We start from the raw sequence: 24,124 nt of genomic DNA on the forward strand, positions 1-24,124 counted from the left end.
GGCTCACATGCGGGCCGGTGGCCGCCGGGGCACCGCGCCGCGGGTTACTCCGACGGGGTGCCGCGCGGTGTTCCGCACGCCGCGCACGCCGGAACGGCACCGGCGCCCGGTCGGCCGCCGGTCGGTTTGGCCGGGGGCCCCGCCCGGATACCCATGGCCCATGATCCCCTCACAGGTCAACGACACCCTGCCGGAACTGGCGCCGTTCCTCCACGCCGTCCAGGCACGGCGGCCCGACGACGGCACCTGGTGCGAGGCGTGGACGGTGCGCGACGTCCTCGCCCACCAAACGGGCAACGCCGAGGAACTGGCCCGGGTGCTCGGCGCGTTCCTCGCCGGAACACCGGTGGAGACCCGGGGCTTCGAGCGGGAGGAGCCCTACCGGCGGATGTCCGACGCCGACCTGTGGGCGGCGTTCACGGCCCGCTGCGAACAGCTCACCGAGGTCGCCGCGGCCGCCGCACGGGACCTCTCGCCGGACACCGAGGTGCAGTGGACCGGCCGAACCGTGAAGGTGCCCTTCTTCGCGGAGCACCTGCGCGAGGAACTCATCCTGCACCGCTGGGACCTGACCGGCGACGACCGCACCGCCGTGCAGGCGCTCAACGAGCCGTGGATGACGGAGCGCAGCGTCGTGTCGGTCGGCCGGCCCCTGCTGAAACGGGGCCGGACCGCTCTCGACCTGGGACCCGAGGGCCGGTTCGAGGGGCGCCTGCGCACGCCGGGCACCGATGACGTCGTCGTGGTGGCCGACGCGGACGGCGGCAGCATCCGGCTCGCCGCCCCCGAAGGGCCGGCCACCATCGAGAGCGACGCGGCCGTACGCGTCCTGCTGCTGTGGGGACGACGTCCCGCCGACCCGGCACGCTGGCACAGCTCGGTCGGCCCCGACACCCTGCGCAGGGTGCGGACCCTGCTGGGCGGCTACTGAGCCGAGGGCCGCCAAGCGGACGGCGCGGCCCGGCAGCCCGTGCTACCGGCGTTCCCCACCCTCGGCGGCCTCCTCGGCCACGCGTCCGAGGGTCCGTCCGCTGAGCACGGACCGCGCCCGGCGGGCGTCGGGCGCGCCGTGCTCCTCGGCCCGCTCGTCGTTCTCCTTGACCAGCAGCCAGGCTTCCCGCTCTCCGGCGCCACCGCTGCGGAACCGGGTGAGCGCGTAGCCGCCGTGCAGCTTGCTCCCGTCGAGCCAGAAGGACACGTGACCGTGCTCCAGGGCTTCGCCGAAGGTGCGGCCGCGGTTCCTGCGCCCCGGCAGCGGACGGTAGCTGCCCTCGTCCCAGACGATCACGGTGCCCGCACCGTACTCGCCCGCCGGAATGACGCCTTCGAACTCCCGGTACTCCAGTGGATGGTCCTCCGTGGGCATCGCCAACCGCTTGTCGTGCGGATCGGCGGACGGGCCCTTCGGCACGGACCAGGACTTCAGCACGCCGTCGACCTCCAGCCGGAAGTCGAAGTGCAGGGTGCTGGCGTCGTGGATCTGCACCACGAAGTGCGGTGCGTCCTCGGCGGGCGCCCGCCCGCCCCGCGGCTCGCCGGTCCGGTCGAAGTGCCGCTTGCCCCGGTATGTCGTCAGCGCGTCGTCGCCGTTCACGGTCCGCCCGCCTTCCTTCCGGATGCAGTGCCCGCACCTCCCACTGTGGCGCGCGTCGGACCGCGCCGCACGCGCACCCGGACCCGTCCCGGCCGGGACCTACCGGTCCGGTCCGGGCGTCAAGTCGGTGATCAGCCCGGCGAGTTCGTGCAGTTGCGTCGTGAGGACGCGGCGCTCCTGGGGTGTGAAATGCGACAGGGCGCGCGACTGCCGGGCCCGCAGGTCGGTGCGGATGGCGGCGAGCCGACGGGCGCCGTCCTCGGTGAGGCGGATCAGGACCTGGCGTTCGTCCAGGTCGGAGCGTCGTCGGGTGACCACGCCGGTGGCTTCGAGCTGTTTGAGCATCCGGGTGGCGGTCGGCACGCTGACGTCGGCGTGCGAGGCGAGCTTGCTGACCGCCAGCCCCTCGCCCCGGATGTCGTCGGCGAGCGGGTAGAGGAGCGCCAGCTGCGCCAGGGACAGCCCGGCCGACGACCGCCCGACGGTGGCTGCCCGTGACCGCCGCATGGCGTAGAAGAGCTGGTCGGCGGCGCGCGCCAGCTCCTCGATGCCGCCTTCGTCGGGGGTGGGGGCCGGGTCGTCCGCGCCCCCGTGCTTGCTCGCCTCTCGCATGATTGTTAGCTTACTCAATGAATTACTTAGCAAGCTAATGACTAGGGGGCTAAGGAGCTAGTGATGAACTTTCCCGCCCGCATCGACGTCCACCAGCACATCGTCCCGCCGGTCTGGGCCGACGCCCTCGACGCCCGCGGCCTGGATTCCGGCGGCTGGGCCGTCCCCGCCTGGAGCGCCGGCAGCGCCCTCGCGATGATGGACCAGCAGGGCATCGCCACCGGCGTGCTCTCGGTCACCGCGCCCGGCGTCCACTTCGACGGCGACGCCGACGCCCGCCACTTGGCCCGCGCCGTCAACGAGTACACCGCCGAACTCGTCAAGGACCGCCCGGACCGCTTCGGCCACTTCGCCAGCGTCCCCCTGCCCGACGTCGACGCCGCCGTCGCCGAGGCCGTGTACGCGCTCGACGCCCTGGCCGCCGACGGGGTCGTGCTGATGTCCAACGCGCACGGCCGCTACCTCGGCGACCCCGACTTCGAGACGCTGTGGGCCGAACTCGACCGACGCCGCGCCAACGTCTTCATCCACCCCGCCCAACCCCCGATGCCACTGCTCCCCGGCACCCCGGCCCCCTTGGCGGACTTCGTCTTCGACACCACCCGCACCGCCCTCAACCTGGTGCTCAACGGCGTCATGAACCGCTACCCGAACGTCCGGGTGATCCTCTCCCACGGCGGTGGCTTCCTGCCCTACGCCGCCTACCGCTTCTCCGGCCTGGCTCCGCTCGCCGTGGACCCGGACCGCAGCGCCGACGCCGTACTGCGCGACCTCAAGCGCTTCTACTTCGACACCGCGCTGTCCGCCAGCCCCAGCGCCCTGCCCGCCCTGCTCGCCTTCGCCGAACCCGGCCACGTCCTCTACGGCAGTGACTGGCCCTTCGCACCCCAGGGCGCGGGCACCTACTACAACACCTACCTGGAGACCTACCCCGACTACGCCCCCGGCCAGGCCGACGCCATCGACCGGACCAACGCCGAAGCGCTCTTCCCGCGCCTGGCGGGCCGAACCGGCACCGCCGACGCACCGGCGGCCGACGGCCACGCCACTCCACCCGGTCGGTGAAGCCGTGGCGACGGGCCCCACCGGCCACGTCGCCACCACTTCGCGGAACGGGTCCCTAGTGCGGGTTGAACATGACGCTGGCGAAGCGCGCCTTCGCCGGTGCGGCCTGGCCCGGGGCGAGCTGCGTGAAATGGCCCCGGCAGCGCTTGCCGTTGTAGACCGCGAGCGGCTTCTTCGTCGCGTTGCGCGCGCCGCGGGCCGTCTGGCTCATGTCGAGGCACTTGTTTTCCGGCGGGTTCTTCAGGGCGTACACCTTGCCGTTGGGCCCCACCCACGCGAACGAGCCGCTGGCGGCGGCCGCCACGCCGGCGGGGAGAGAGAGGGCCAGGGCCAAACCACTGACGCCTAGGGCAATACGGTGGAACGGGCGCATCATTGTCCTTTCGCGGACAGGAACGACAATTGACACCCGGACCAACGGCCGAGCCGCGGAGAAGGAAACGGTCTGCCCCACGGGAGACGAAGCCGGTCCCGCCCGCCCGCAGTTCGGCGAACTGGTGCCTGTCGCCTGCCGCGTCGCGGCGTCGCCACGCCGGAGGGTGCGCGTGACCTCATGGTCCCCGCCCGGCGGACGACCTCACGTCACCTCGGACTGCGGCCGGAGCCGCGAGGTCGTCGTGCCTGCCGACGAGAAGGAGCAGCTGCGGACCGCGGCGGCATCACCCGAGGTGAGCGCCCGGGTGCGCCTGGACGTCCCGCATCGCGTCCGGCGGCAGAACGGGGTGAACTGGAAGGGAGCGGCCGGCTTCGTGCGGTGTCCGTGCACCGCCGTGTGGAGACGGCACGCACCGCCATCGACGAGGGGACGCACCATGCCGGCAGGTTCGAGCAGGAAACGCGAGCGACAGTACGAGCACATCAAGGAGCAGGCCGAAGAGCGCGGCATGCCGGAACGCCGTGCGAAGGAGATCGCCGCGCGCACCGTGAACAAGGAACGCGCCCGCGCCGGAGAAGCGAAGACCGCCAGCCGGACGTCCCTCCAGGACCCCAAGTCCGCCTACGAACGAGGCGGCGAACGCAGTCACCGCGGTGCACAGGGCCCCACGAGGGACCAGCTGTACGAAGAGGCCAAGAAGAAGAACGTCGAGGGCCGTTCCCACATGAGCAAGGAGGAACTCCGCAAGGCGGTAGGCCGGTGAAGCACGGCCCGAGCGGCGTGCCGGGAGCGGGCTGTCGTGTCGCAGGCGCGTTGGCCGGGAGTTCGAGCAGGGGAGAACCAGGCAGGAGGGAACCGGTCAAGGGGTGACTTGGCGGGGGCAACGCGCGCAGACCGGTCGGTTAACCTGAATCCGTTATTCCGGAATTCATGGGGGCGGCGAGGCTTTGACCAGGGTGGACGTCATGGTCGTCGATGACGAACCGTTGATGCGCGGCGGTCTCCAGCGCATCTTGGAAACCGACGAGAACATCCGTGTCTGTGCGACGTGCGACGGGGGCGAAGCCCTGGCCGCCGCGGTGCGGCACCGCCCGGACGTGGCGCTGGTCGACATCCACATGCCCGATGTCGACGGGGTGACCGTGCTGGAGGGCCTGCGTGCCTTGGCGGAGCCGCCGGTCGTGGCCATGCTGACGGGGTTCGGCAGCGACGCCAACGTCGCGCGGGCACTGGCTGCGGGGGCGTCGGGCTTCCTGCTCAAGGACCGGGCGCTGGACGAGTTGATTCCCGGTGTGCACCTCCTGGCCGCGGGCGGCAGCGCCCTGTCCGCACGGGTCACGCGCGCCATCCACGCGGCCCCACGGCCCCCGCAGACGGTGGTGAGCGCCGCCGACCCGGGGTACGCGGCCCTGACCGAGCGGGAGCGCGAGGTGTTCTGGCTGTTGCCCACGGGGGCGTCGAACGAGGAGATCGGTCGGCGGCTCTTCCTCAGCAGGACGACGGTGCGCGACCACGTCAGCACCATCCTGGCCAAGCTCGGCGTGGCCAACAGGATCCAGGCGGCGGTGCTCGCACAGACCCTGGACGCTCGCGTTCCGGAGCAGCGGCAGGGCCAGACAGGCGCGGTGCCGTCCGCCCCGGCTGACGAGCCGCAGGAGTAGTAGGGGTAGTAGAGGCAGTAGGGGTAGTACGAGGCGATGAGGCGTCCGCCGAGGTGGTTGGTCGACGGGGCCGTGCTCGGTTCCGCCACGGTGGAACTGCTCACCGTGGTCGACGAGGTCGGTGTGGGGGCGCGGTGCACGTACCTGTTGGCGGTGGCCTTGCTGACGGTGCGCCGTCGCTGGCCGCTGGCGGCCGTGCTCGCCGCCCTGCCGGCCGCCGTCACCGGCTACCTGTGGCTCGCGCCGATGTTCGCGCTGAGCACGGCGGCCGCGGTGCTCAGCAACCGGCTGGTGGTGTACGCCTGCGCGCTGTTGATGTTCCTCGTCGCCGCGATCCCGTGGTGCGAGGAGATCCGGGACTGGTCGATGTCCCACTGGGTGACGGCCTTGCTGGGGCCCGGGCTCTTCAGCGCCGGGCCGCTGGCGCTGGGGCGACTGGCCCGCATCAGGGGAGAGTTGTCCCTGCGGGTGCGGGAACTCACCGAAAGCCGGGAGCGCGAGCGCCTGCTCGTGGCCCAGGAAGCCGTGGCCGCCGAACGGGCGCGCCTGGCACGGGAGATGCACGACGCGGTGTCCCACCACGTCAACCTCATCTCCGTCGAGGCCGGGGTGCTCTCCCTCACCGCCGCCCACGCCGATGCGCGCCGAGCCGGGCAGCGGATCAGCACGTTGAGTTCCACCACCCTGGACGAACTGCGGGACATGCTCGGCGTGCTGCGCAGTCCCAGTGAGCCGGAACCGTCGCCCGGCCTGGCCGAGCTGCCGGCGCTGGTCGCCTCCAGTGGGCTCGACGTCCACCTGGCCTTCCGGCTGCCGCCGGACGCGCGTTGGTCCGCCGCGACGGAACTCGCCGCCTACCGGACGGTGCAGGAATCGTTGACCAACGCCGCCAAGCACGCTCCGGGCTCCCGCGTCACGGTCACGCTCACCACGACGGCCGGTACCGACCGTCCGGTGGGGGAGTTGACCGTCGAGGTCCACAACGGCCCGCCGGCGAGCGGTGCCAGGCCCACGGTCGGTGGTGCGGGCCACGGTCTGGTGGGGCTGCGGGAACGGGCGGCCCTGCTCGGCGGCACGGTGACCGCGTCACGGACCGACGACGGCGGCCACCTCGTGCGGGCGTGCCTGCCGTGACCCCCGACGGGTGTCGGGGCACCCCGACACCCGTCCGAACAAAACGGACGGCGCAGCGTTTTTGCGGAGGAAGGCGCTCGATTCCGCCTTGTTACGTGAACGTGGCGACAGTGACAATCACCATCGCCGTCCGGAGGTACGGGTCGAAACGAACTCTCCGGACGGCGATACGACAACGCACAGCACCATCAGAGAGGGCACCCGCGTGTCTGCCTCCACATTGTCCCGCACCGCCCTGCGCCGCATGGCCGTGACCGTCGCCGGCGTCACCGCCGCCAGCATCTTCGCGACCACCGCGACCGCACACGCCGCGGAGGCCCAGTCCCACCAGGCGCCGCGTCCCGGCGCGACCGCGGACACCGCCGACGACATCCCGTTCGACGAGGCGTCGATCGACGCGTTCGCCAACATCCTGCGCATCATCGACGAGATCCCCGAGTCCGTCCTGGCCGAGGGCCAGGAAGCCACCGTGAAGTGGCTCCAGGAGCACGCCGGCATCAAGGCGGTCGAGGCCGCCGGACCGGTCCTGTACGCCTTCAACCTGGCGGGTTGCTCGCGCGGCATCCTGCTCGCGGTCGGCTCGAACATCTTCGCCATCGCCAAGGTCTACAAGGTCAAGAAGGCCATCGACAAGCTCGGCGGCATCAACAAGGTCATCAACAAGATCCGCTCGAAGAAGAAGGCCGGCAAGACCTTCAAGAAGGGGATCATGGAGGTCTTCGAGGAGGCCGGCGGCGGCCTCGGCGGCATCGCCGCGGAGATCCTCGGCATCGACGGCGTCGTCAAGAACTGCTGGTAGTCGCCGGCCGTCCGGCCGGAACCGAGGAGGGCTCACATGATGACCATGGCAACGACGGCGGCCGTCCTGCGCTGGGGATTCCTCATCGCGGGAGTCTGCGTGCTGCTCGCATTCTCCGTGACGGCCGTGCGCCGTTGGCGCGGCGGCTCGCGCTTCGGCGAACTGACCGACGTGATGGAACGCGAGTGGTTCAGCGCCGGGAAGGTGTTCTTCGCGGTGCTGGCGGGGGCGGCCGGTTCGTGGGCCGCGGCCTACGTCGGGGGAACCCGCAGTCCGCTCATCGAAACCGTCCCGATCGTCTTCCCCCTCGGCCTCGTCGCGGCCTTCGTGGTCTGCCGGTACGCCGGGCGGGGTGGCAACCCCCTGCGGGTGAAGGCGCTCGCACTGCTCCTGGCACCGTTGGCGTTGGGAACCGTCATGACCGGGTGGTGACCGTTCACCAGGCCCCCCCTGAGGTCCGACCACGCTCCGCCCACGTTCGCCGGCCCCCGCACAACTGCCCGGGGGCCGGCGAACGGCGTTGCGCCGCCCGATGTCGGGGCCGATGCCCGAGCGAGCCGGCCCGGGTGTCGCCGTTCCTGCCCCTTCCCGGTCCTGTCCGGCCTCGGGGAACATCGGTACAGCGGTTGGCGCTGAGAACGATCATGGTCGGCTAGCACACCGGTCGGTGGTGCCGCTGGGCTTCTTAGAAAGGCCTTCGAGCGGGTAGCGGCGCTGGCTACGGTCTGGCTGTGCCGGTGGAGTTTCTGACTGATGAGCAGGCCGAGGCGTACGGGAAGTTCGCCGAGGAGCCGACCCGCCCCGAGCTGGAGCGGTTCTTCTTCTTGGACGATGTCGACCGCGATCTGATCGCGCGGCGCCGCTCCGCGCACCACCAGCTCGGCTTCGCCCTTCAGATGTGCACGGTGCGCTATATTGGCCGGTTCCTCCCGGACGACCCGCTCGACGCACCGTGGCCCGTGATCGAGCACCTGGCCGCGCAGCTCGGCATCGAGGACGCGTCGGTCGTGAAGCGCTACACCGAGCGGCCCAAGACGGCGTACGAGCACGCGTGGGAGATCCGGGACGTCTACGAGTACCGCGAGTACGACGATGCGGAGTGGTCGCGGCGGTTCCGTACGTTCCTGCACGGGCGGGCGTGGACGCACGCCGAGGGGCCGGTGGCGTTGTTCAACCAGGCGGTGGGCTGGCTGCGCCGTCACCGGGTGCTGCTGCCCGGGGTGAGCGTGCTGGCCCGGCAGGTGTCGGAGGCCCGGAAGGTCGCGGAGAAGCGGCTGCACGCCACGGTCGCGGGCGCGGCCCGCCGCGCCGACCCGGCGCTGCCGGGCGAGTTAGTGGCGACGTTGAAGACGCCGGAGGGCTCGCGGTTCTCGGAGCTGGAGCGGCTGCGCCGGCCGCCGACGCGGACGACAGGGACGGCGTTCGCCCGTGCGTTGGAGCGGGTGGACGAGATCGGCGCGTACCGGCTGGGGCGGCTGCGGCTGTCGCAGATCCTGCCGAACCGGATGGCGGTGCTGGCCCGGTGCGCGCTGGGGTCGAAGGCGCCGTTGCTGGAGCGGGCCTCCGAGCCGAAGCGCACGGCGATGCTGGCCGCGGTGATGCGGCACTTGGAGGCGAAGGCGATCGACGAGGCCCTGGACCTGTTCCAGGTCCTGATGGCCGCCCGGCTGCTGAACACCGCCAAGCGCAAGACGGCGCGGACCTGGACGTGGCCGCTGTGTGGGCGGCGCTGGAGGAAGTCGGGCCGCGCGCGGCGGTGACGACCGCCGCGGCGACGGTGGTGACGCTGGTGCCCGAGGACGAGAACACGGCCGACGTCGCGATGCGGGCCGCGCTCGCGACCCGGTACGCCACGGTCCGCCCGTTCCTCGCGCTCCTGGGCGAGTCGAAGGCCCTGGACGCGGCGAGCGCGGGCAAGCGGGTCCTGGCCGGGGTACGGGGCCTGCCGGCGCTGGCTCGCCGGAAGGTCGGGGTGAAGCCGCTGCTGCCGCGCTAGGTGGACGGCAAGCTCGTGCCGCCGATGTGGCGCAAGGCGGTGTACGCCAACCCTGATCTGCCGCAGGGCTCGGTGGACCGGGACGCGTACGTGGTGTGCGTGCTGGAGGAGCTGCACCGGGCCCTGAACAACCGCGACGTGTTCGCCTCCCCCTCGCACCGCTGGTCCAACCCGCGCGCCCGCCTCCTGGACGGTGCGGACTGGGACGCGGTCAAGGAGGACGTGCTGGCGGCCCTGAGCCTGGACATGCCCGTCACCGAGCACCTGGCGGAGCTGGTGCGTGGCCTGGACGCCGGATGGAAACAGCTCGCGACCCGCCTGGAAGAAGCCGGTCCGGCGGCGAAGATCTCCATCGAGGTCCAGGAGGACGGGCGGGTGAAGCTGCACGTCGACAAGCTCGGCGCGCTCGGCGAGCCCAAGTCGCTGACCTGGCTGCGCCGGCGGGTGGAGAAGATGCTCCCGAAGATCGACCTGCCGGACCTGCTGTTCGAGGTGAACGCCTGGACCGGGTTCCTCGACGCCTTCGTGCACCTCGGCGACGGCACAACCCGGATGAAGGACCTGCCCACCTCTATGGTCGCGCTGCTCGTCTCCGAGGCGTGCGACATCGGCCTCACCCCGGTGGTGACCCTGGCTACGAAGCCCTGACCCGGGCCCGGCTCGTGCACGTCGACCAGTACTACCTGCGCGCCGACACCATCGCCGCGGCGAACGCCGCGCTGATCGCAGCCCAGGCCGAGATCCCGATCGTGCAGTTCTGGGGTGAGGGGCTGCTGGCCTCCGTGGACGGGCTGCGCTTCCAGGTGCCGGTCCGCACCATCAACGCCGCCCCGGTCGCCGAAGTACTTCGGGTTCAAGCGCGGCATCACCTGTCTCAACGCCGTCAACGACCAGGTCGCGGGCATCGGGCAGATGGTCGTGCCCGGCACCCCGCGCGACTCCCTGCACATCCTGGACGCCCTGCTGAACCTCGATGGCGGCGTCAAGCCGGAGATGGTGGCCACCGACAACGCCTCGTACTCCGACATGGTGTTCGGCCTGTTCAAGATCCTCGGCTACAACTTCAGCCCCCGCTTCCGCGACCTGGACGATCAGCGGTTCTGGCGGGCCACGATGCCTGGCGTCGAGACCGGTACGTACGGCCCGGTGCAGGAGCTGGCCCGTAACCGGGTCGACCTGAACAAGGTGATCACGCACTGGCCCGACATGCTGAAGGTCGCCGGTTCCCTGGTCACCAACCAGGTCCGCGCCTACGACCTGCTGCGCATGTTCGGCCGCGACGGCCGCCCGACCCCGCTCGGGGCCGCGTTCGCGGAGTACGGGCGGATCGCGAAGACCGAGCACCTGCTGCGGGTGGTCGACCCGGTGGACGACACCTACCGCCGCCAGATGAACCGGCAGCTCACCGTGCAGGAGTCCCGCCACAAGCTTGCCCGCGACGTGTGCCACGGCAAGCGCGGCACCATCCACCAGGCGTACCGGGACGGCATGGAAGACCAGCTCGGCGCGCTCGGCCTGGTACTCAACGCCATCGTGCTGTGGACCACGAAGTACATCGACGCCGCCGTCGCCCAGCTCCGCGCCGAGGGCCACGAGATCCGGGACGAGGACATCGCCCGGCTCTCCCCGCTCAAGCACCGCAACCTGAACCTACTCGGCCGCTACAGCTTCACCGCCAGCGTTCCGGCCGCCGGCGCCCTGCGCCCGCTTCGGGACCCTGATGCGCCAGAGCTGGACGAGGATGAGGACGAGCCGGTCGGCTCGGAGTGAGTTGGGGCTGTTACTGCCTGCCTCCCTACCGGCCGTCGCCCGGCGTCACAGGAGGGCGCCGCCGGAGACCTCGATGCGCTGGGCGGTGACCCAGCGCAGTCCCTCGGAGGCCAGCGTGGCGATGGCGTCACCGATCTCCTCAGGTTCGCCGACGCGGCCGAGCGCGGTCTGTCCGGCCAGAACCTGGCGCATTCCGGCGTCGTCCCGCATCGCTCCGCCGTTGAAGTCGGTGGCGGTCGGCCCCGGGGCGATGGAGTTGACCCGAATGCCGCGCGGGCCGAGTTCTGCGGCGAGGGTGCGGCTCAGAGCTTCGACGGCGGCCTTCGATGCGGAGTAGACCGAGGTGGCGGGGCTGGTGTGGCGGGTCAGTGACGTCGAGACGTTGATGACCTGACCACCCTGCGCCAGCAGCGGCACGAGCGACTGGATGAGGAAGAACGTGCCCCGGACGTTGGTGCCCATCACCGTGTCGAAGTCGTCGATCGTGACAGTCTCCAGCGGCCCGAAGACTCCCACCCCCGCGTTGTTGACCAGGATGTCGAGCCGCGAAGTACCCCAGCGCTCCAGCTGCGCGCCCAGTTCGGAGGTGAAGGACGCGAAGGAGGAGACGTCGCTGATGTCGAGCCGGAGGACAGCGGCAGTCCCACCCACGGCCTGCACCTGTTCCACCGTCGTCTCAGCCCCGGCCGCATCACCGCGGTGGGTGACCACGACCCGCACCCCGTGTGTGGCCAGGGCGATGGCCGCGCTGCGCCCGAGGCCGCGATTCGCACCGGTCACCAAAGCGATCTTGTCGACTGTCATGAACTTCCTCCACCGTGCGACAACCAGGATGCGCCCAGGTGCCACAGATCAGATGCGAGTCACTCGACTCGCCTTGCTGGTGCACCGTAAGCGGGCCCCCGAGGCGAGTCAAGTGACTCGCCTCGGGGCTGCGGCATACTCTCCGCATGGCAGCAGAACTCACCGCGCATCACCGCAGGCTCGCCCAGCAGAAGCGCGAGGCGATCACCTCCGCGGCCACAGAGCTGTTCCTGAACCGTGGCTACGACGGCACTTCCCTCGCACGGATCGCCGAAGCGGCCGGGGTCTCGAAGTCCACCCTGTTCAAGCAGTTCCCCACCAAGGCGGCCCTCTTCGAGGCCATCGTCACCGAGTCCTGGCAGCGCGACGCCGGCGATACCGCCGCGCGGCCGCAGGCGGGAGATCTGCGCTCCGGGCTGACAGTCATCGGCCACCGCTACGCCGACCTGATCGGCCAGCCCCGCATGGCAGGTCTGTTCCGGATCGTCATCGCCGAACTGCCTCGTTTCCCCGAGCTGGGACGGATGCAGTTCCAGCTCGGCAAACTGCCCTACTTCGCCTCCGTCCAGCACTACTTGGAATCCGAGCATGAGGCGGGCAACGCTGATGTGCCCGACGCCGAGAGCGCCGCGAACCAGTTCCTCGGCATGATCGCTAACTACGTCCTGTGGCCCCGCATGCTGCTGACCGGCTGGAACCCCGCAGCCTCCGACATCCACAACGCCGTCGAAGAGGCCGTCCAGACCATGCTCGCCAGATACACCCCCGACCCGCCGGCCTGACCCGAAGCCGGAATTTCCACACTGACGCACAATGCCCAAGACCGCGACGCCTTCACGCGGGATACGTGTCGGCAAACGATCGAATGACGACAGGCGCGGCGGGCGTCCAATGAACCCGGTGATTCCCGGGCCTGACGGCGGCTCCGATCCAATGAGATCCGATGGCGGATGACGACAGGGTTAGATGACACCCAAGGTCCGATGCGGCGGCAGAAGCGGGGAAACAGCGTGGCCAATCTCGTCTACAAGCGGGTGTCGACCGACCAGCAGTCCACCGCCCGCCAGGACCTCGTCCTGGCCGAGGCCGGGATCGAGGACCCGGTCGTCTTCGAGGAGGACCCGGGCACGTCCAGTCGCCTCCACCCGCTCCAGCGGCCGAAGTTCGGCGAACTGCTCACCTACGCGCGGCCGGGCGACACGGTACACATCTCCGAGATGTTCCGCCTCGTACGCGGCAACCAGCACATCCTCGATGTCCTCGACGTCCTCCACTCGGGCCGCCTCGCCCTACGCATCCACGATGGCGCATTCTCCGCCATGGACCTCACCGCCCGCCACCCGCGCACCGGCGAGCTGCTGTCCACTGTGAAGTTCATGGTCCAGACCCTCGCCGCCGCCGGCGAACTCCAGCGAGACCTCCAACGGGAGCTGACGTACGACGGACTGCGCGCCGCCGAGGCCAAGGGCAACAGGGGCGGACGCCGACCCGCCCTCGCGGGCGAAGCGATCGCCACTGTGCGCACCGCCTTCCTGGAAGGCCAGTCCATCGCCGCTCTGGCCCGCGAGCACAACGTCAGCCGCGGCGCCGTACGCACCGCCGTCGACGACCTCCTGCCGGAGCACGTCGCCGCAGCCGAAGAGACACCGGCGCCGGAGCTGCCGGTCGCCCTCGACATGCCGGGCAAGGTGGCCGACTTCCTCCGGAGCGCCGAGCTGGACGACATCGAGCGGGCCGCGCTCGACCAGGGCGTGACCGTACGGCGTGGCCAGGGCTACACCCTGCGCGTCACCGCCGTCCCCTCCGTGCACCGCCAGTTCCTTGCCCGCTGCCAGCCGCTCGACGGCGGCCACGGCCTCCCCGCGATCCCTGCCCAGCGCAAGGCACGCCGCGAGTACGAGAACCGAGTCAGCACGCTCATGCCGGAACCATGATCGTTCTCAGCGCCAACCGCTGTACCGATGTTCCCCGAGGCCGCTGTCCGCCGGGCCGTCCACGGTCAGGCGACGGCTTGCGACTGTTGGGCGCCCCCGGTCGTTCGTCGAGTGGCCGCCCAGACGAGGCAGAGCAGCAGGGCCAGGGCGGCACCCAGCACGCACACCCCGTTCCAGCCGGCGTAGGCGTGCGCCGCGCCGGCCAGCGCCGAACCGGCCGCGCCACCGATGAAGTAGCACGTCATGTAGGCGGAGGTGATGCGTCCGCGGGCCTCGGGGCGCAGGGCGTAGATCAGTGACTGGTTGGTGATGTGCACCCCTTGGTGGGCGAGGTCCAGCAGCACGATGCCGATGATCAGCGCGGCGAGGAGGTGCGCGCCCAGGGCCAGGGCCCACCACGAGACGAGCAGAAGCAGCGCGCTGGTGACCGTGGTCAGGGTGGTGCGACCGCGGTCGGCCAGCCGTCCGGCGGCCTGGGCGGCGATCGCGCCGGCCGCACCGGCCAGTCCCAGCAGTCCGATCTCGCTGTCCGACCAGCGGTAGTCGGGCCCGGACAGGAGGAAGGCCAGGGCTGTCCACAGCACGCTGAAACAGGCGAACGCCAGCATGCCGATGGCCGAGCGGGCGCGCAGCACCGGCTCCTCGATCAGCAGGCGGCCGGTGGACCGGAGCAACTGCCCGTAACTCAGGCCCGCGCCGCCGCGGAACTGCGGCAGCACGCGGTGCAGCGTTGCGGTCAGGACGAGCATCGCCAACGCGGCGACCCAGTACACGGTGCGCCACCCGCCGAACGAGGCGAGCGCCCCGGAGGCGGTGCGAGCCAACAGCATGCCGAGGACCAGCCCGGTCATGACCGTCCCGACGGTCCGGCCGCGTTGCTCCGGCAGGGCCAGGTCCGCGGCGAACGGCACCAGGATCTGGGCGGTCACCGACAGCAGGCCGGTCAAGGTGGTGCCGATCAGCAGCAGCGCGGTGTTGGGCGCGATCGCCGTCAGTGCCAGCGAGCAGGCCGTGGCCAGGGTCAGTGCGCAGACCAGCCGACGCCGTTCGAGCAGATCGCCCAGCGGCAGCACCAGGACCAGTCCGAGGACGTACCCGACCTGGGCGGCGGTGACCACGAGCGAGGCGGCCGCCGACGACAGGCTCAGGTCGTGGGCGATGGTGTCCAACAGCGGTTGTGCGTAGTAGTTGCTGGCCACGCACAGTCCGACGGCCACCGACATCACCAGGAGGGTGCGGCGCCCCGGCATGCCGGGGTTCGCGGCGTCAACCTCCTTGTGCGGTGCGGTTGTTCCGTCGGCTGGGGAGGCGGGGGAAGCGGGTGAGGAGGGGGACGGGCTTGCAGAGGATGCCACGGGCGGGGCACTCCCTTCTTGCGGTTCTCGTCCGCGGACCTCGGCGCGGTCCCGGTCGAGGCGCGGGACGACGGTGCGTTGGCCGGCCGGTGGGCGGACGGTGTGATGGGCGGGTTGGTGGGTGGGGGCGGTGTGGTGGGTGCCTTGCCCGTTCATGCTGGCCACCCTGGTGGCATGCGTCCAACAGATAGTTGTCATGCAGGCCATCTCGAATCAAGATGACTGGATGGAACTCCGTCAGCTCAGCTACGCCGTCGCCGTTGCGGACACCGGCAGCTTCACCCGTGCCGCGCACCGCTGTTTCGTGGTGCAGTCCGCGCTCAGCCACCAGATCGCGCGGCTGGAGGAGGAGTTGGGGACCCGTTTGTTCGAGCGCGGCAGCCGTGGTGTCCGGGTCACGGCTGCCGGTGCGGTGTTCCTGGGGCCGGCCCGCGAAGCGTTGGCCGCGGTGGAGCGCGCCCATGACGAAGTGGTGGCCCTCGGGAGCCAGCTCCGGGGCACGCTGAACATCGGCACCATCACCCCGCTCGCCGCGGTGGACCTGCCCGACCTGCTCGCCACCTACCAGGAGCGGCACCCGGCGGTGCGCGTCACCTTGCGCACCCGCCTGGTCAGCGACCTGCTGGATCAGGTGCGTGATTACGGCTGCGACCTCGTGTTCGTCGACGCCCACGCACCGGAACCCCCGAGGGGACTGCTCGCGCGCAACCTTGCGCACGAGGACCTGGTCGTCATCGTCGCGGCCGACCACCCCCTGGCCGGAGCCGCCGAGGTCACCCCGGCCCAACTGGCCGGGGGCACCATGGTCGACATGCCACCGGGCTCGGGGATCCGCCGCCACAACGACGCCGCGTTCGCCGCGGCCGGCGTCACCCGCAAGGTCGCCTTCGAGGCCGACGCCATGACCTTGCTGGAACCCCTCGTGGCCCGCGGCCTGGGCACCGCCCTGGTGTCCGCCGCGTCCGCCGCCGGCATGCCCACCGTGCGGAGCGTGCCGGTGACGGGCGTGCCACCCCGCGTGATCCAGGCACTGTGGAAGCCCTCCGGAGCCTCGCCGGCCGCCAGGGCCTTCGTGGAGCTGCTCCGCGAACGGACGCCGGACGTCCTGTCCGAGGAGGACGGTCGGCCTTGCGCGAGCCCGACTGCCTGAGGCGGCGGCGGAGGGTTCCGGGACGTCACCGCGGTCAGGAACGGAACGCGTTCGCCGGGTGCCTGGGACGGTGGCCCGGGGGAGGCCGTTCCCGCCCGTCCCGATGCGGCACGACGTCCCCGTCGGTGCGGGACTGGCACCGACGGGGACTCAGGGCGTGACGCCGAGCCCTGCGGGGGTGCGGTGCGGGTCGGGTGCCGTCGCCGCGGGTGCCGTGGAGGCCGGTCGAGGGGGCTGCTGCTGCGGCACGGTGCCGTGGACGTGGGTGCCGATCCAGTAGCCGACCAGCAGGCCGAGGACGAGCAGGACCTTGTGCCGGTTGGCCTTCCACCCGGTGGGGCGGGCGGGTTCGGTGAGCACGCCCAGGATGGTCGGGGTCTGCTTCGTCATCATCATCTCCTTTCCATGGGTGGTGGGTTGGCCGGGCGGCCGGTACGGCTCTTGGGGCTGACTGGCGCCGAGGGGCGGGGCGCCCGGGACGCGTCAGGGCAGCAGACGGCGGAGCCGTTGACGGCGTGCTGTCGTGGGGGCGGTGAGGTAGGTGCGGATCGACTGGGCGATGACGGCCCGGGGACCGGTGGTGCGGCAGGTGCCCATGCCAATCTGCCTGTGGGAGAAGGCGATCGACAACTGGTTTATGGCCGGACGAGGGCGTCAGCGGGCTTTCGGCAGCACGAAGTGCGCGGCGCTGCCGGCCGGGTGGAGGCCGTGCCGTAGGGGGCGGGCGCCAGCCAGTCAGGCCGTCGATCGGGGGACGGCGGGTGTGCCGCGGGACGAGGTGCGAGCTACGACGTGCGAGCCGGCACGGCCGTTGACGGCCTCGCCGTGCGGCGCGTTCGCGACCGTGCCGCACGGCACCGGGCGTGGGGCGGCCGGGCGCCGCCGTCGCCCGCCCGCCCCTTGCTCACTTCATCGCGATGGCGGCGTCCATCTCCCACATGAGGACCTCCGCGCCGTCCGGGCCGGCGGTGAGGCGCTGCCCCTCGGCGCGCGTGATGCGTGCCGCGTCTCCCGTGGAAAGCGGTCCGCCGCCCTCCAACTCGACGCTGCCCCGGGCGACGAAGAGGTGGGCGAACGGAGCGCTGGCGATCGGGAGGGTCTCACCGGGACGCATGCGGCTGACGTGCAGAGCCGCGTGCTTCTGACGGATGCCGATCGCCCGCTGGTCGGCGTGCTGGGACATTCCGGAGGCCAACGTGCTCCAGCCGCCGCGAGCCAGTTCGTCGTTGATGTCGAGCTGCTCGTAGCCCGGGCGGATTCCGGCCTCGTCGGGGATCACCCACATCTGGAGGAAGTGCACCGGGTCCGCGTGCTCCGGCTTGCCGGTCAGGGTCCACGAGTCGTTCTTCTCGCTGTGCAGGATGCCGGTGCCGGCGCTCATCCGCTGCGCCAGGCCCGGGTAGATCACGCCGTTGTGCCCCTCGGAGTCCTGGTGCACGAGGCTGCCGTCGAGGACCCAGGTGACGATTTCCATGTCCCGGTGCGGATGGGTGTCGAAGCCGGTGCCCGGCGCGACGACGTCGTCGTTGGAGACCAGCAGGAGTCCGAAGTGGGTGTTGTCGGGGTTCCAGTGGTGGGAGAACGAGAAGGAGTGGTGGGAGTCCAGCCACCCGGCCTGGGTGTGGAAGCGCTCGTCGGCGCGGCGGACGTCGAGGGTCGAAGCCATGGTGCGGTCCTTTCTGGCTGGTGTGGGCGGTCCGTGACCTGGTGTTCCGGGGGTGCGGCCGGATGCCTGCGGTCCGAGGGAGGGGAACCCCTCTCGGTTGGTTGAATCGTAAACAAAAACGGGAGAGGTGGGTATTCCGGGGTTGCGTGGGCTCGGCGCGGACTGCGGAAGGTAGCCGACCTCGTGCGGACGGTGAGGTGGCGGTCGTTCCGGCGCGGCCACGTCGTACCGGCCGGCTCGCGCTCCGGGGCGCGCGTGCCAGGTCCGCCGCCTGGCCCCCGCGGGCCGCTCAGGCAGGCCGTGCTGTCGGCGGGGGAGCGGAGTCCGTCGAGCCCCGCTGGTCGGCCCACGCGGTGCAGTCGGCGATGCGCGCCCTGATCCACGGGTCGGCTGCCAGGTCCGGTGGCAACCTGGTTCCCTCGTCGAGGAGACAGCCGGACAGCTGCTCGGCGGTCACGCCACGGGTGTCCGTCAGGTCGGTGCCGGTGAGATCCGCGCCGACCAGCGACGTTCCGCCGCCCAAGGAGGCGCCGCGCAGATCGGCGTTGGCGACCGCCGCGCCGTCGAGGAGGGCTCCGGAGAGCATCGACAGGCGTAGATCGGCGCCGTTGAGGATGGCGCCGCGCAGATCGGCTCCCCGTAGGTCGGCCCGGCGGAGGTCCGCCCAGGTGAGGTAGGCGCGGGTGAGGCGAGGCCGGGAATCGAAGTCGAAGCTGCGCATCAGCAGGCCGACGAGGGCGGTGCGGCGGAGGTCCATCCGGCGGGCCTCCTCGCGCTCGGGCCTGCGGGCGAGGACCTCCATCGCCGCCCTGATGTCCGCAGGCGGTTCCGTGCCGAACGGCGGGGGAGGCCCTTGCTGCCCGGCGTTCCCCTCCGGGCTAGCATCGCCCTCGCGGCGTGCGTGCTCACGGACGAACGCGGAGAGCACGGACACGACGGTGGCGTGGTCCTGCGGCGACTCGGCCATGACGTGCTCCAGGCCGTACACGGCACCCACCCGCTCCTCCAGCTTGTCGGACGCCAACTGACCGATGGCCGTGCTGAACCGGCCGGTCACCTGGCCGCGCCGCGACAGGTGGTACGTGCGGGCCGTGTACCCGAAACCGAGCAGGACCGCCGCTCCGCCCGCGGCGGTCAGGACGGTCTGGCGCACCGCGTTGAGCGCATCGGCCTGCTCCTTGCCGCCGAGGCTCCGCACCGTGCCGCCGGCCACCAGCCACGACACGGGCCCGAGCATGACGAGGATGAAGCCGAGCACGGCGGGGACGCCCAACGCCAGCCCCGTCGCGGCTCGATGACGGCGAAGCCAGCGTGTGCAGGCCCGTATGCCACTTGCGGCGCGTGTTCCGGCGCGTTCATGAGATCTCACAGTTGGCCATCCCACCGCATCGCGGTGGCGGCTCGCCAGCTTGCACGGCTGAGGGGGTCAAGTGCCGGATGGTCGCCGGGCGCGGCGGACTATGCGTCACCTCCTTGACCGGTGACGCAGCGCATGGCAAGGTCATCACCTGCTGAGCCGGTGATGCCTGGAGCGAGAGGGGAACGACATATGGCCGGGAGTCATGGCATCGAGGTCGTCGTCTTCGACGTCCTCGGAACGCTGGTCGACGAACCCAGCGGACTTCGGGCCGCAATTCGGCGGGCGGTACCGGCCGCCGACGATCCGTCGGTCGACGAGCTGCTCGCCGTGTGGCAGCAGCACGTGGAGCGCGAACAACGCCGCATGACGCAGGGTCAGCGGGCGTACGCCAACACGCAGATCATCGATGCAGAAGCGGCCCGACGCGTCGCCGACCAGGCCGGAGTCACCGATCGGGCCACCGTCGCCGAGCTGTCCACGGCGGGTCAGCGGCTGCCTGCTTGGGCCGACTCCGTCGCCGGTCTCGAACGGCTCGGGCGGCACTTCCCCGTGGTCGGGCTCTCCAACGCCAGTCGCGCCGCCCTGCTGCGTCTCAACGCGGCTGCCGGGCTGCGCTGGCACCAGGCACTGTCCGCCGAATCCGCCCGGACCTACAAGCCGGCCCCCGAGGTCTACCAGCTCGCCGTCGACGCCGCCGGATGCCCACCGGACCGCGTACTCATGGTGGCCGCCCATGCCTGGGACCTCCGCGGAGCCCAGGCGGCGGGCCTGCGGACCGCCTACGTTCGCCGACCGGTGGGCGATCCCCCGACGCCTTCCGACGCGTTCGACTGGCGCGTCGACGGACTGGACGAACTGGTCACCGCACTGACGGCGAGCTGACCGGACGGGTTGGGGGATCGGCCGGACGAGGCGTGGGGGCACACGCGGTGCGGCCCCGACCGTGGTTCGGCCCGAGGGCTGGCTTCACAACCACCGCTTCGCCGCCTCGACGCTGTCGCCACCACTGGTGTTGAACGCCACCGCGGCTGCCGGAGCGTGTCGCCGGACCAGGTTCACGACCAACTCGAAGAAGGTCAGCAGGGGTTCGGGCTTGCGGATGCCGCCCCCGATCACGACGACGTCCCAGGCCCGCTCGGACAGCGCGGCGATCACCATCGACTCGGCCGAACCGTCCGGCGCGATCAGCGCCATGGAAGCATCGATGGCCTCTTCGCCGAAACGAGCCAACTCCTCGTCCAGCACGGCGCGCAGGGCGTCACCGTCCATTCCGGGTACGGCGTGCGGGTCGAATCCGAGAACGAGAACGGCAGGCATGCCCTGCAAGACGGTCGGCCGGCCGTGTCGGTTCCCGCGGCGCCACGTCGTCGCCCGAGAGCCACGACACCTCAGGCGCCTCCTCGTGCGGCGGCCTGCCGAGCGACCCGTGCACGGCGCCGCCGGCACAGGCTCCGTCATCCGATCTCCGCAGTGCGGACGCCCTGCCGCCGAACCCGCACCGTCGCCGCGCCGAGCAGGACCAGGGCCGCCGCGCCGAAGACCACGTTGCCGCACAACGCCGTGCCGTACGGGACGTCCATCTCCCGCGCATGCGTGAAGCCCAACCAGACATACGTCAGCACCGCGCCGGCGGTCAGGGCCAGTCGGTGGCGCGGGCCCCATCCGGGGGTGCGCGACCAGCGGGCGCACAGCCAGCCGACGCCCGCCGCCAGTACGCACCAGAGGGCCACCGCCACCCAGGGCGACACGCCGTCGGGGAGCAGGAAGTCGCGGGCCCAGTAAGCGCTGCCGGCCGCGAACGCCACGGTGCCCACCAGCCACGGGGCGGGCGCGGCGACGTCCCACGGTGGCAGCCGGAGCCGGCCCACCGCGAAGGCCGCGGCGATCAGCACGACGATGGCGGCGCACGCCCCGGCGAACTGGGCCGTCGACGCCAGGAACTTGCCGCTCCGGTACTGCTCGACGGCGAGGAACGCCGAACCCGCCACGAAGACCGCACCGGTCAGCGCCCAACCCGGGCGCCCGAGCCACGGCCGGCTCCGGTCCGCAGCGAACGCCTCGACCAGCGCGATCGGCACGCAGACGCTCCAGACGGTGTGCATCGCCAGGACGTCCTGCAACAGGGCGGCGCTCGTACCGAGCCAGGACACCTGGGTGTCCGCATAGGCCAGCCCCATGTCGACGTCGCCGTAGTGCGGGTTCCACAACATCTGGTCGATCGGCCCCTCCTCCAACAGTGCGTACGCCGCGGCGAGCAGCAGCATCGTCGGCCAGCCGCGGCCGGCCCGCCGTGCTCCCTCGCGGATCAGCAGCGCGCCGCATCCGTACATCGGCGCCAGCACCAGCACCGCGGGCAGTGCCGTGATCGGCTGGTTGCCGAGGAGGTACTCACCCACCAACGGAGCGAGCAGCACCAGGGCCAACGCCAGCAGCAGCCGATGGCGAGGACGAGTCGTGGGCGCCGGGGAAGCCATGCCGTCCAGAGTACGGACGGGACCGGCTCCGAGGCGGCGCGATATGCGTACGACGCGGCCGTCCCGCCCGGCCTCGATCGACCACCCACGAACCGCTGCCCCGTGACGTCGACGAAGGGGAGAGGAGCCCCCAGCCCGGGTGCGACCGCGGCTCGAAAGGCGAGATCGGTGCCGGACGCGGGGGTGGCGGACCCGATCCGTCGGCCATGACGTTTGATGGCGGAGACACGCAATTCAACTGTCCTTCCCTGGGCCCACGGTTCGGGAAGCGGCAGTCCGCACATGGAGCACACTCTTTGACCGTCGGAACCCTCACCCAGCGCGCAGTTGCCCTCGCGGGCGGCACCCTGCTCGCCCTCTCCCCGCTGACCGCTCAGGCTGCGACACCCAGCCAGCCCGAGCCGCAGCCGACGCTCGCCGCCAAGGGCGCCACGTTGGTGGACGACACCAGCGGCAACACGCTCTTCGCCAAGGACGCGGACACGGCCCGTCCCATAGCCAGCACGGCGAAGATCATGGCCGCGTCCGTGGTGCTCGACACCACCGGCGTCGACCTGGAGCGCCAGGTCCCCGTGCAGCAGGAGTACCGGGACTACGTCACCCAGCACGGATCCAGCACCGCGGACCTGCAGACCGGCGACAAGGTCACCGTGCGCCAACTGCTGTACGCGACCCTCCTGCCCTCTGGCGCGGACGCCGCCTACGCGCTCGCCGACACCTTCGGCTCCGGTGCCACCAGTGCCGAACGCACCACGTCGTTCATCGCGAAGATGAACACGAAGGCCGGTGAACTCCACCTGCCACACACGGAGTTCACCTCCTTCGACGGCGGCGGCGCCGACTCCAGCACTCCGACCGAGCTGGCCGAGTTGGCCCAGCACGCCATGAAGAACGACACCTTCCGCACCATCGTCAAGACCAAGGAGTACAAGGGCGAAGCGCCCGCCGCCAACGGCCGCACCCGCTACTACACCTGGACCAACACCAACCAACTCCTCGGCTCGTACGACGGCGTCATCGGGATCAAGACCGGGACGACCACCCCGGCGGGCGACTGCCTGGTGTTCGCGGCCACCCGCAACGGCAAGACCCTCGTCGGCACCCTGCTGAACAGCACCGACCGGTACGCCGACGCGGCGAAGCTGCTGGACTACGGATTCGGTTCGAGTACCGCGAAGAGCATGAAGCTGCGCGCACTTCCGACGCACGCCCAACGCGACTGACCCGTTCCCACGACCCCCGCGCGGCGTGCAGCCACCACGTCAACCACACGCCGCGCGGGGCCAGTTGCGGCCCTACGCGACGAGCTGGACCACGAGGTCGAGAGCCACCACGGCGGCCAGCACCGCCCCGGCGGGCTGCCAGGTCCGCCGTGGGACAGCACAGGGACCACTTCGAGCGAGGTCCCGCCGGGGAACACGTAGTAGACGCGGTGCGGCCGGTGCGGTACTTCCACCCGGGCCAGGGCTCACCGACCGTCCCGGGCCGGGGGCCACGTATCGCTCGCGCCTGTGGGTGGCAGGACACCGGAACGCGGTCCGCGACAGCAGTCAGGACGGGCAGCGCGGCCACGCCCCGATGCTCGTGACCCCGCCGCCCCGGGCCGCCGTCACTTGGGAGGCGTCAGCACGTGGTCGATGAGGTACACGGTCGCGTTCGCCGCCTTGAGGTTTCCGCAGGTGACCTGGGCGGTGTTGTTGACGGTGTATGTCGAGCCGGAGGCCTGGGTGGTCAGCTCGCCGCCCTCAAGCGTCTTGAACTTCCCGTTCGGGAACTGCTTGGGCGTGATCTGCTCGCCGACCACGTGGTAGGTGAGGACCTTCTTCAACTCCTGTTTGTTGTCGAGCAGTTTGGCCAGGTCCGCCTTCGAGATCTTGGAGAACGCCTTGTTGGTCGGGGCGAAGACTGTCAGATGCTTGCCGTGGTTGAGGGTGTCGACGAGCCCTGCCTTCTTCAACGCCGTGACCAGCGTCGACAGGGAGGAGTTCTGCTCCGCGCCGGTCACCACCGGTTTGTCGGCCAGGGACTGGGCGCTCCCCGGCCCGCTGTGGGGGAGTGCGGAGCACCCCGAGCCGACGGTCTCGGCTGGTGGAGAGGCGGCGGCCGGTGTCGCGGCGGCGGCCCAACACAGGGGCAGGGCGGTGGCCGTCGCGATGGTGAGGGCGGTGCGGATGCGGTGGGTGCTCATGAAGAACCTCCTACGGCCCCGCACTCCGACACTGGTCGCCCACGGGTAGGGGCGCACAGCAGCAGCTCGGAAGGACTGTTGGGAAGTCGGATCGTCGCGCATGCCGGCGCGGTGCGGACTCGCGTGCCGCGCAACACCGCCGGCGACGTCGATGCCTCGGGCGGGGCCGTTGCCCTGTGGGCGAAG

General features: G+C 71.2%; 23 protein-coding genes and 1 pseudogene. 13 read left to right on the forward strand and 11 right to left on the reverse strand.

The features are described 5' to 3' along the window. Positions 1-160 precede the first annotated feature (160 nt). Positions 161-931, forward strand: a complete 771-nt coding sequence (locus ABD385_RS20330) for a maleylpyruvate isomerase N-terminal domain-containing protein (RefSeq protein ID WP_344578000.1) — start codon at positions 161-163, stop codon at positions 929-931. Positions 932-973: 42 nt separating this feature from the next. On the opposite strand, the gene ABD385_RS20335 is transcribed toward ABD385_RS20330, so the two are convergent. Both ABD385_RS20335 and ABD385_RS20340 read right to left on the reverse strand, forming a co-directional pair. Next, positions 974-1,594, reverse strand: coding sequence for a DNA polymerase ligase N-terminal domain-containing protein (locus ABD385_RS20335; protein ID WP_344578002.1), 621 nt, complete (start codon positions 1,592-1,594; stop codon positions 974-976). A 99-nt stretch (positions 1,595-1,693) separates the two neighbouring features. Further along, positions 1,694-2,206, reverse strand: coding sequence for a MarR family winged helix-turn-helix transcriptional regulator (locus ABD385_RS20340; protein WP_344578004.1), 513 nt, complete (start codon positions 2,204-2,206; stop codon positions 1,694-1,696). A 63-nt stretch (positions 2,207-2,269) separates the two neighbouring features. On the opposite strand from ABD385_RS20340, the gene ABD385_RS20345 reads away from it, so the two are divergent. Then, positions 2,270-3,271, forward strand: a complete 1,002-nt coding sequence (locus ABD385_RS20345) for an amidohydrolase family protein (RefSeq protein WP_344578006.1) — start codon at positions 2,270-2,272, stop codon at positions 3,269-3,271. A 55-nt stretch (positions 3,272-3,326) separates the two neighbouring features. Here the strand turns inward: ABD385_RS20345 and ABD385_RS20350 are convergent, their stop codons facing one another. After that, complete coding sequence (locus ABD385_RS20350; protein WP_344578008.1) at positions 3,327-3,644, reverse strand: hypothetical protein; 318 nt, start codon at positions 3,642-3,644, stop codon at positions 3,327-3,329. Positions 3,645-4,083: 439 nt separating this feature from the next. Here ABD385_RS20350 and ABD385_RS20355 point away from each other — a divergent pair, with 439 nt between their 5' ends. The 6 genes and pseudogenes from ABD385_RS20355 to ABD385_RS20380 all read left to right on the forward strand — a co-directional run bounded on the left by ABD385_RS20355 (position 4,084) and on the right by ABD385_RS20380 (position 11,007). Next, entirely contained in the window at positions 4,084-4,410 is a 327-nt protein-coding gene (locus ABD385_RS20355) for a plasmid stabilization protein (RefSeq protein WP_344578010.1), read from the forward strand. A 202-nt stretch (positions 4,411-4,612) separates the two neighbouring features. Beyond that, positions 4,613-5,308, forward strand: coding sequence for a response regulator (locus tag ABD385_RS20360; RefSeq protein ID WP_344578012.1), 696 nt, complete (start codon positions 4,613-4,615; stop codon positions 5,306-5,308). 36 nt (positions 5,309-5,344) lie between these two features. After that, positions 5,345-6,442, forward strand: coding sequence for a sensor histidine kinase (locus ABD385_RS20365; RefSeq protein ID WP_344578013.1), 1,098 nt, complete (start codon positions 5,345-5,347; stop codon positions 6,440-6,442). 205 nt (positions 6,443-6,647) lie between these two features. Beyond that, a complete protein-coding gene (locus ABD385_RS20370) occupies positions 6,648-7,241 on the forward strand; it encodes a hypothetical protein (RefSeq protein WP_344578014.1) in 594 nt (197 codons plus the stop codon). 36 nt (positions 7,242-7,277) lie between these two features. After that, positions 7,278-7,673 carry a hypothetical protein gene (locus tag ABD385_RS20375; protein ID WP_344578015.1) on the forward strand — a complete coding sequence of 132 codons (396 nt, stop codon included), beginning with the start codon at positions 7,278-7,280 and terminating at the stop codon, positions 7,671-7,673. A gap of 299 nt (positions 7,674-7,972) precedes the next feature. Further along, positions 7,973-11,007, forward strand: a pseudogene (locus tag ABD385_RS20380) (Tn3 family transposase). Positions 11,008-11,052: 45 nt separating this feature from the next. Here the strand turns inward: ABD385_RS20380 and ABD385_RS20385 are convergent. Then, positions 11,053-11,811 (reverse strand): SDR family NAD(P)-dependent oxidoreductase, encoded by a 759-nt coding sequence (locus ABD385_RS20385; protein ID WP_344578017.1) that lies wholly within the window; start codon positions 11,809-11,811, stop codon positions 11,053-11,055. 146 nt (positions 11,812-11,957) lie between these two features. On the opposite strand from ABD385_RS20385, the gene ABD385_RS20390 reads away from it, so the two are divergent. Together ABD385_RS20390 and ABD385_RS20395 are read left to right on the forward strand one after the other, a co-directional pair. Then, complete coding sequence (locus ABD385_RS20390; RefSeq protein ID WP_344578018.1) at positions 11,958-12,593, forward strand: TetR/AcrR family transcriptional regulator; 636 nt, start codon at positions 11,958-11,960, stop codon at positions 12,591-12,593. 228 nt (positions 12,594-12,821) lie between these two features. After that, on the forward strand, positions 12,822-13,745 hold the full coding sequence (locus ABD385_RS20395; protein WP_344578019.1) for a recombinase family protein: 924 nt from the start codon (positions 12,822-12,824) through the stop codon (positions 13,743-13,745). A gap of 65 nt (positions 13,746-13,810) precedes the next feature. Here the strand turns inward: ABD385_RS20395 and ABD385_RS20400 are convergent, their stop codons facing one another. Continuing rightward, complete coding sequence (locus ABD385_RS20400) at positions 13,811-14,995, reverse strand: MFS transporter (protein ID WP_425585441.1); 1,185 nt, start codon at positions 14,993-14,995, stop codon at positions 13,811-13,813. Positions 14,996-15,326: 331 nt separating this feature from the next. Here ABD385_RS20400 and ABD385_RS20405 point away from each other — a divergent pair, with 331 nt between their 5' ends. Beyond that, positions 15,327-16,250: a LysR family transcriptional regulator gene (locus ABD385_RS20405; protein ID WP_344578022.1), complete on the forward strand. Its 924-nt coding sequence runs from the start codon at positions 15,327-15,329 to the stop codon at positions 16,248-16,250. A gap of 150 nt (positions 16,251-16,400) precedes the next feature. Here ABD385_RS20405 and ABD385_RS20410 read toward each other — a convergent pair whose 3' ends face one another. The 3 genes from ABD385_RS20410 to ABD385_RS20420 form a co-directional block, all read right to left on the reverse strand. Further along, positions 16,401-16,640, reverse strand: a complete 240-nt coding sequence (locus tag ABD385_RS20410; protein ID WP_344578024.1) for a hypothetical protein — start codon at positions 16,638-16,640, stop codon at positions 16,401-16,403. A 514-nt stretch (positions 16,641-17,154) separates the two neighbouring features. Next, positions 17,155-17,916 (reverse strand): pirin family protein, encoded by a 762-nt coding sequence (locus tag ABD385_RS20415; RefSeq protein WP_344578025.1) that lies wholly within the window; start codon positions 17,914-17,916, stop codon positions 17,155-17,157. 289 nt (positions 17,917-18,205) lie between these two features. After that, complete coding sequence (locus tag ABD385_RS20420) at positions 18,206-19,189, reverse strand: pentapeptide repeat-containing protein (protein ID WP_344578027.1); 984 nt, start codon at positions 19,187-19,189, stop codon at positions 18,206-18,208. Between the two features lie 276 nt (positions 19,190-19,465). On the opposite strand from ABD385_RS20420, the gene ABD385_RS20425 reads away from it, so the two are divergent. Continuing rightward, positions 19,466-20,158 carry a haloacid dehalogenase type II gene (locus ABD385_RS20425; protein ID WP_344578029.1) on the forward strand — a complete coding sequence of 231 codons (693 nt, stop codon included), beginning with the start codon at positions 19,466-19,468 and terminating at the stop codon, positions 20,156-20,158. Positions 20,159-20,242: 84 nt separating this feature from the next. On the opposite strand, the gene ABD385_RS20430 is transcribed toward ABD385_RS20425, so the two are convergent. Next, entirely contained in the window at positions 20,243-20,593 is a 351-nt protein-coding gene (locus ABD385_RS20430) for a hypothetical protein (protein ID WP_344578031.1), read from the reverse strand. A gap of 137 nt (positions 20,594-20,730) precedes the next feature. Further along, complete coding sequence (locus ABD385_RS20435; RefSeq protein ID WP_344578036.1) at positions 20,731-21,750, reverse strand: hypothetical protein; 1,020 nt, start codon at positions 21,748-21,750, stop codon at positions 20,731-20,733. A 296-nt stretch (positions 21,751-22,046) separates the two neighbouring features. On the opposite strand from ABD385_RS20435, the gene ABD385_RS20440 reads away from it, so the two are divergent. Next, positions 22,047-22,973: a D-alanyl-D-alanine carboxypeptidase family protein gene (locus ABD385_RS20440; RefSeq protein ID WP_344578039.1), complete on the forward strand. Its 927-nt coding sequence runs from the start codon at positions 22,047-22,049 to the stop codon at positions 22,971-22,973. A 386-nt stretch (positions 22,974-23,359) separates the two neighbouring features. Here the strand turns inward: ABD385_RS20440 and ABD385_RS20445 are convergent, their stop codons facing one another. Beyond that, positions 23,360-23,938: a fasciclin domain-containing protein gene (locus ABD385_RS20445; RefSeq protein ID WP_344578043.1), complete on the reverse strand. Its 579-nt coding sequence runs from the start codon at positions 23,936-23,938 to the stop codon at positions 23,360-23,362. Positions 23,939-24,124 lie beyond the last annotated feature (186 nt).

The sequence above is a fragment of the Streptomyces lunalinharesii genome (assembly GCF_039532155.1).
Taxonomy (GTDB): Bacteria; Actinomycetota; Actinomycetes; order Streptomycetales; family Streptomycetaceae; genus Streptomyces; species Streptomyces lunalinharesii.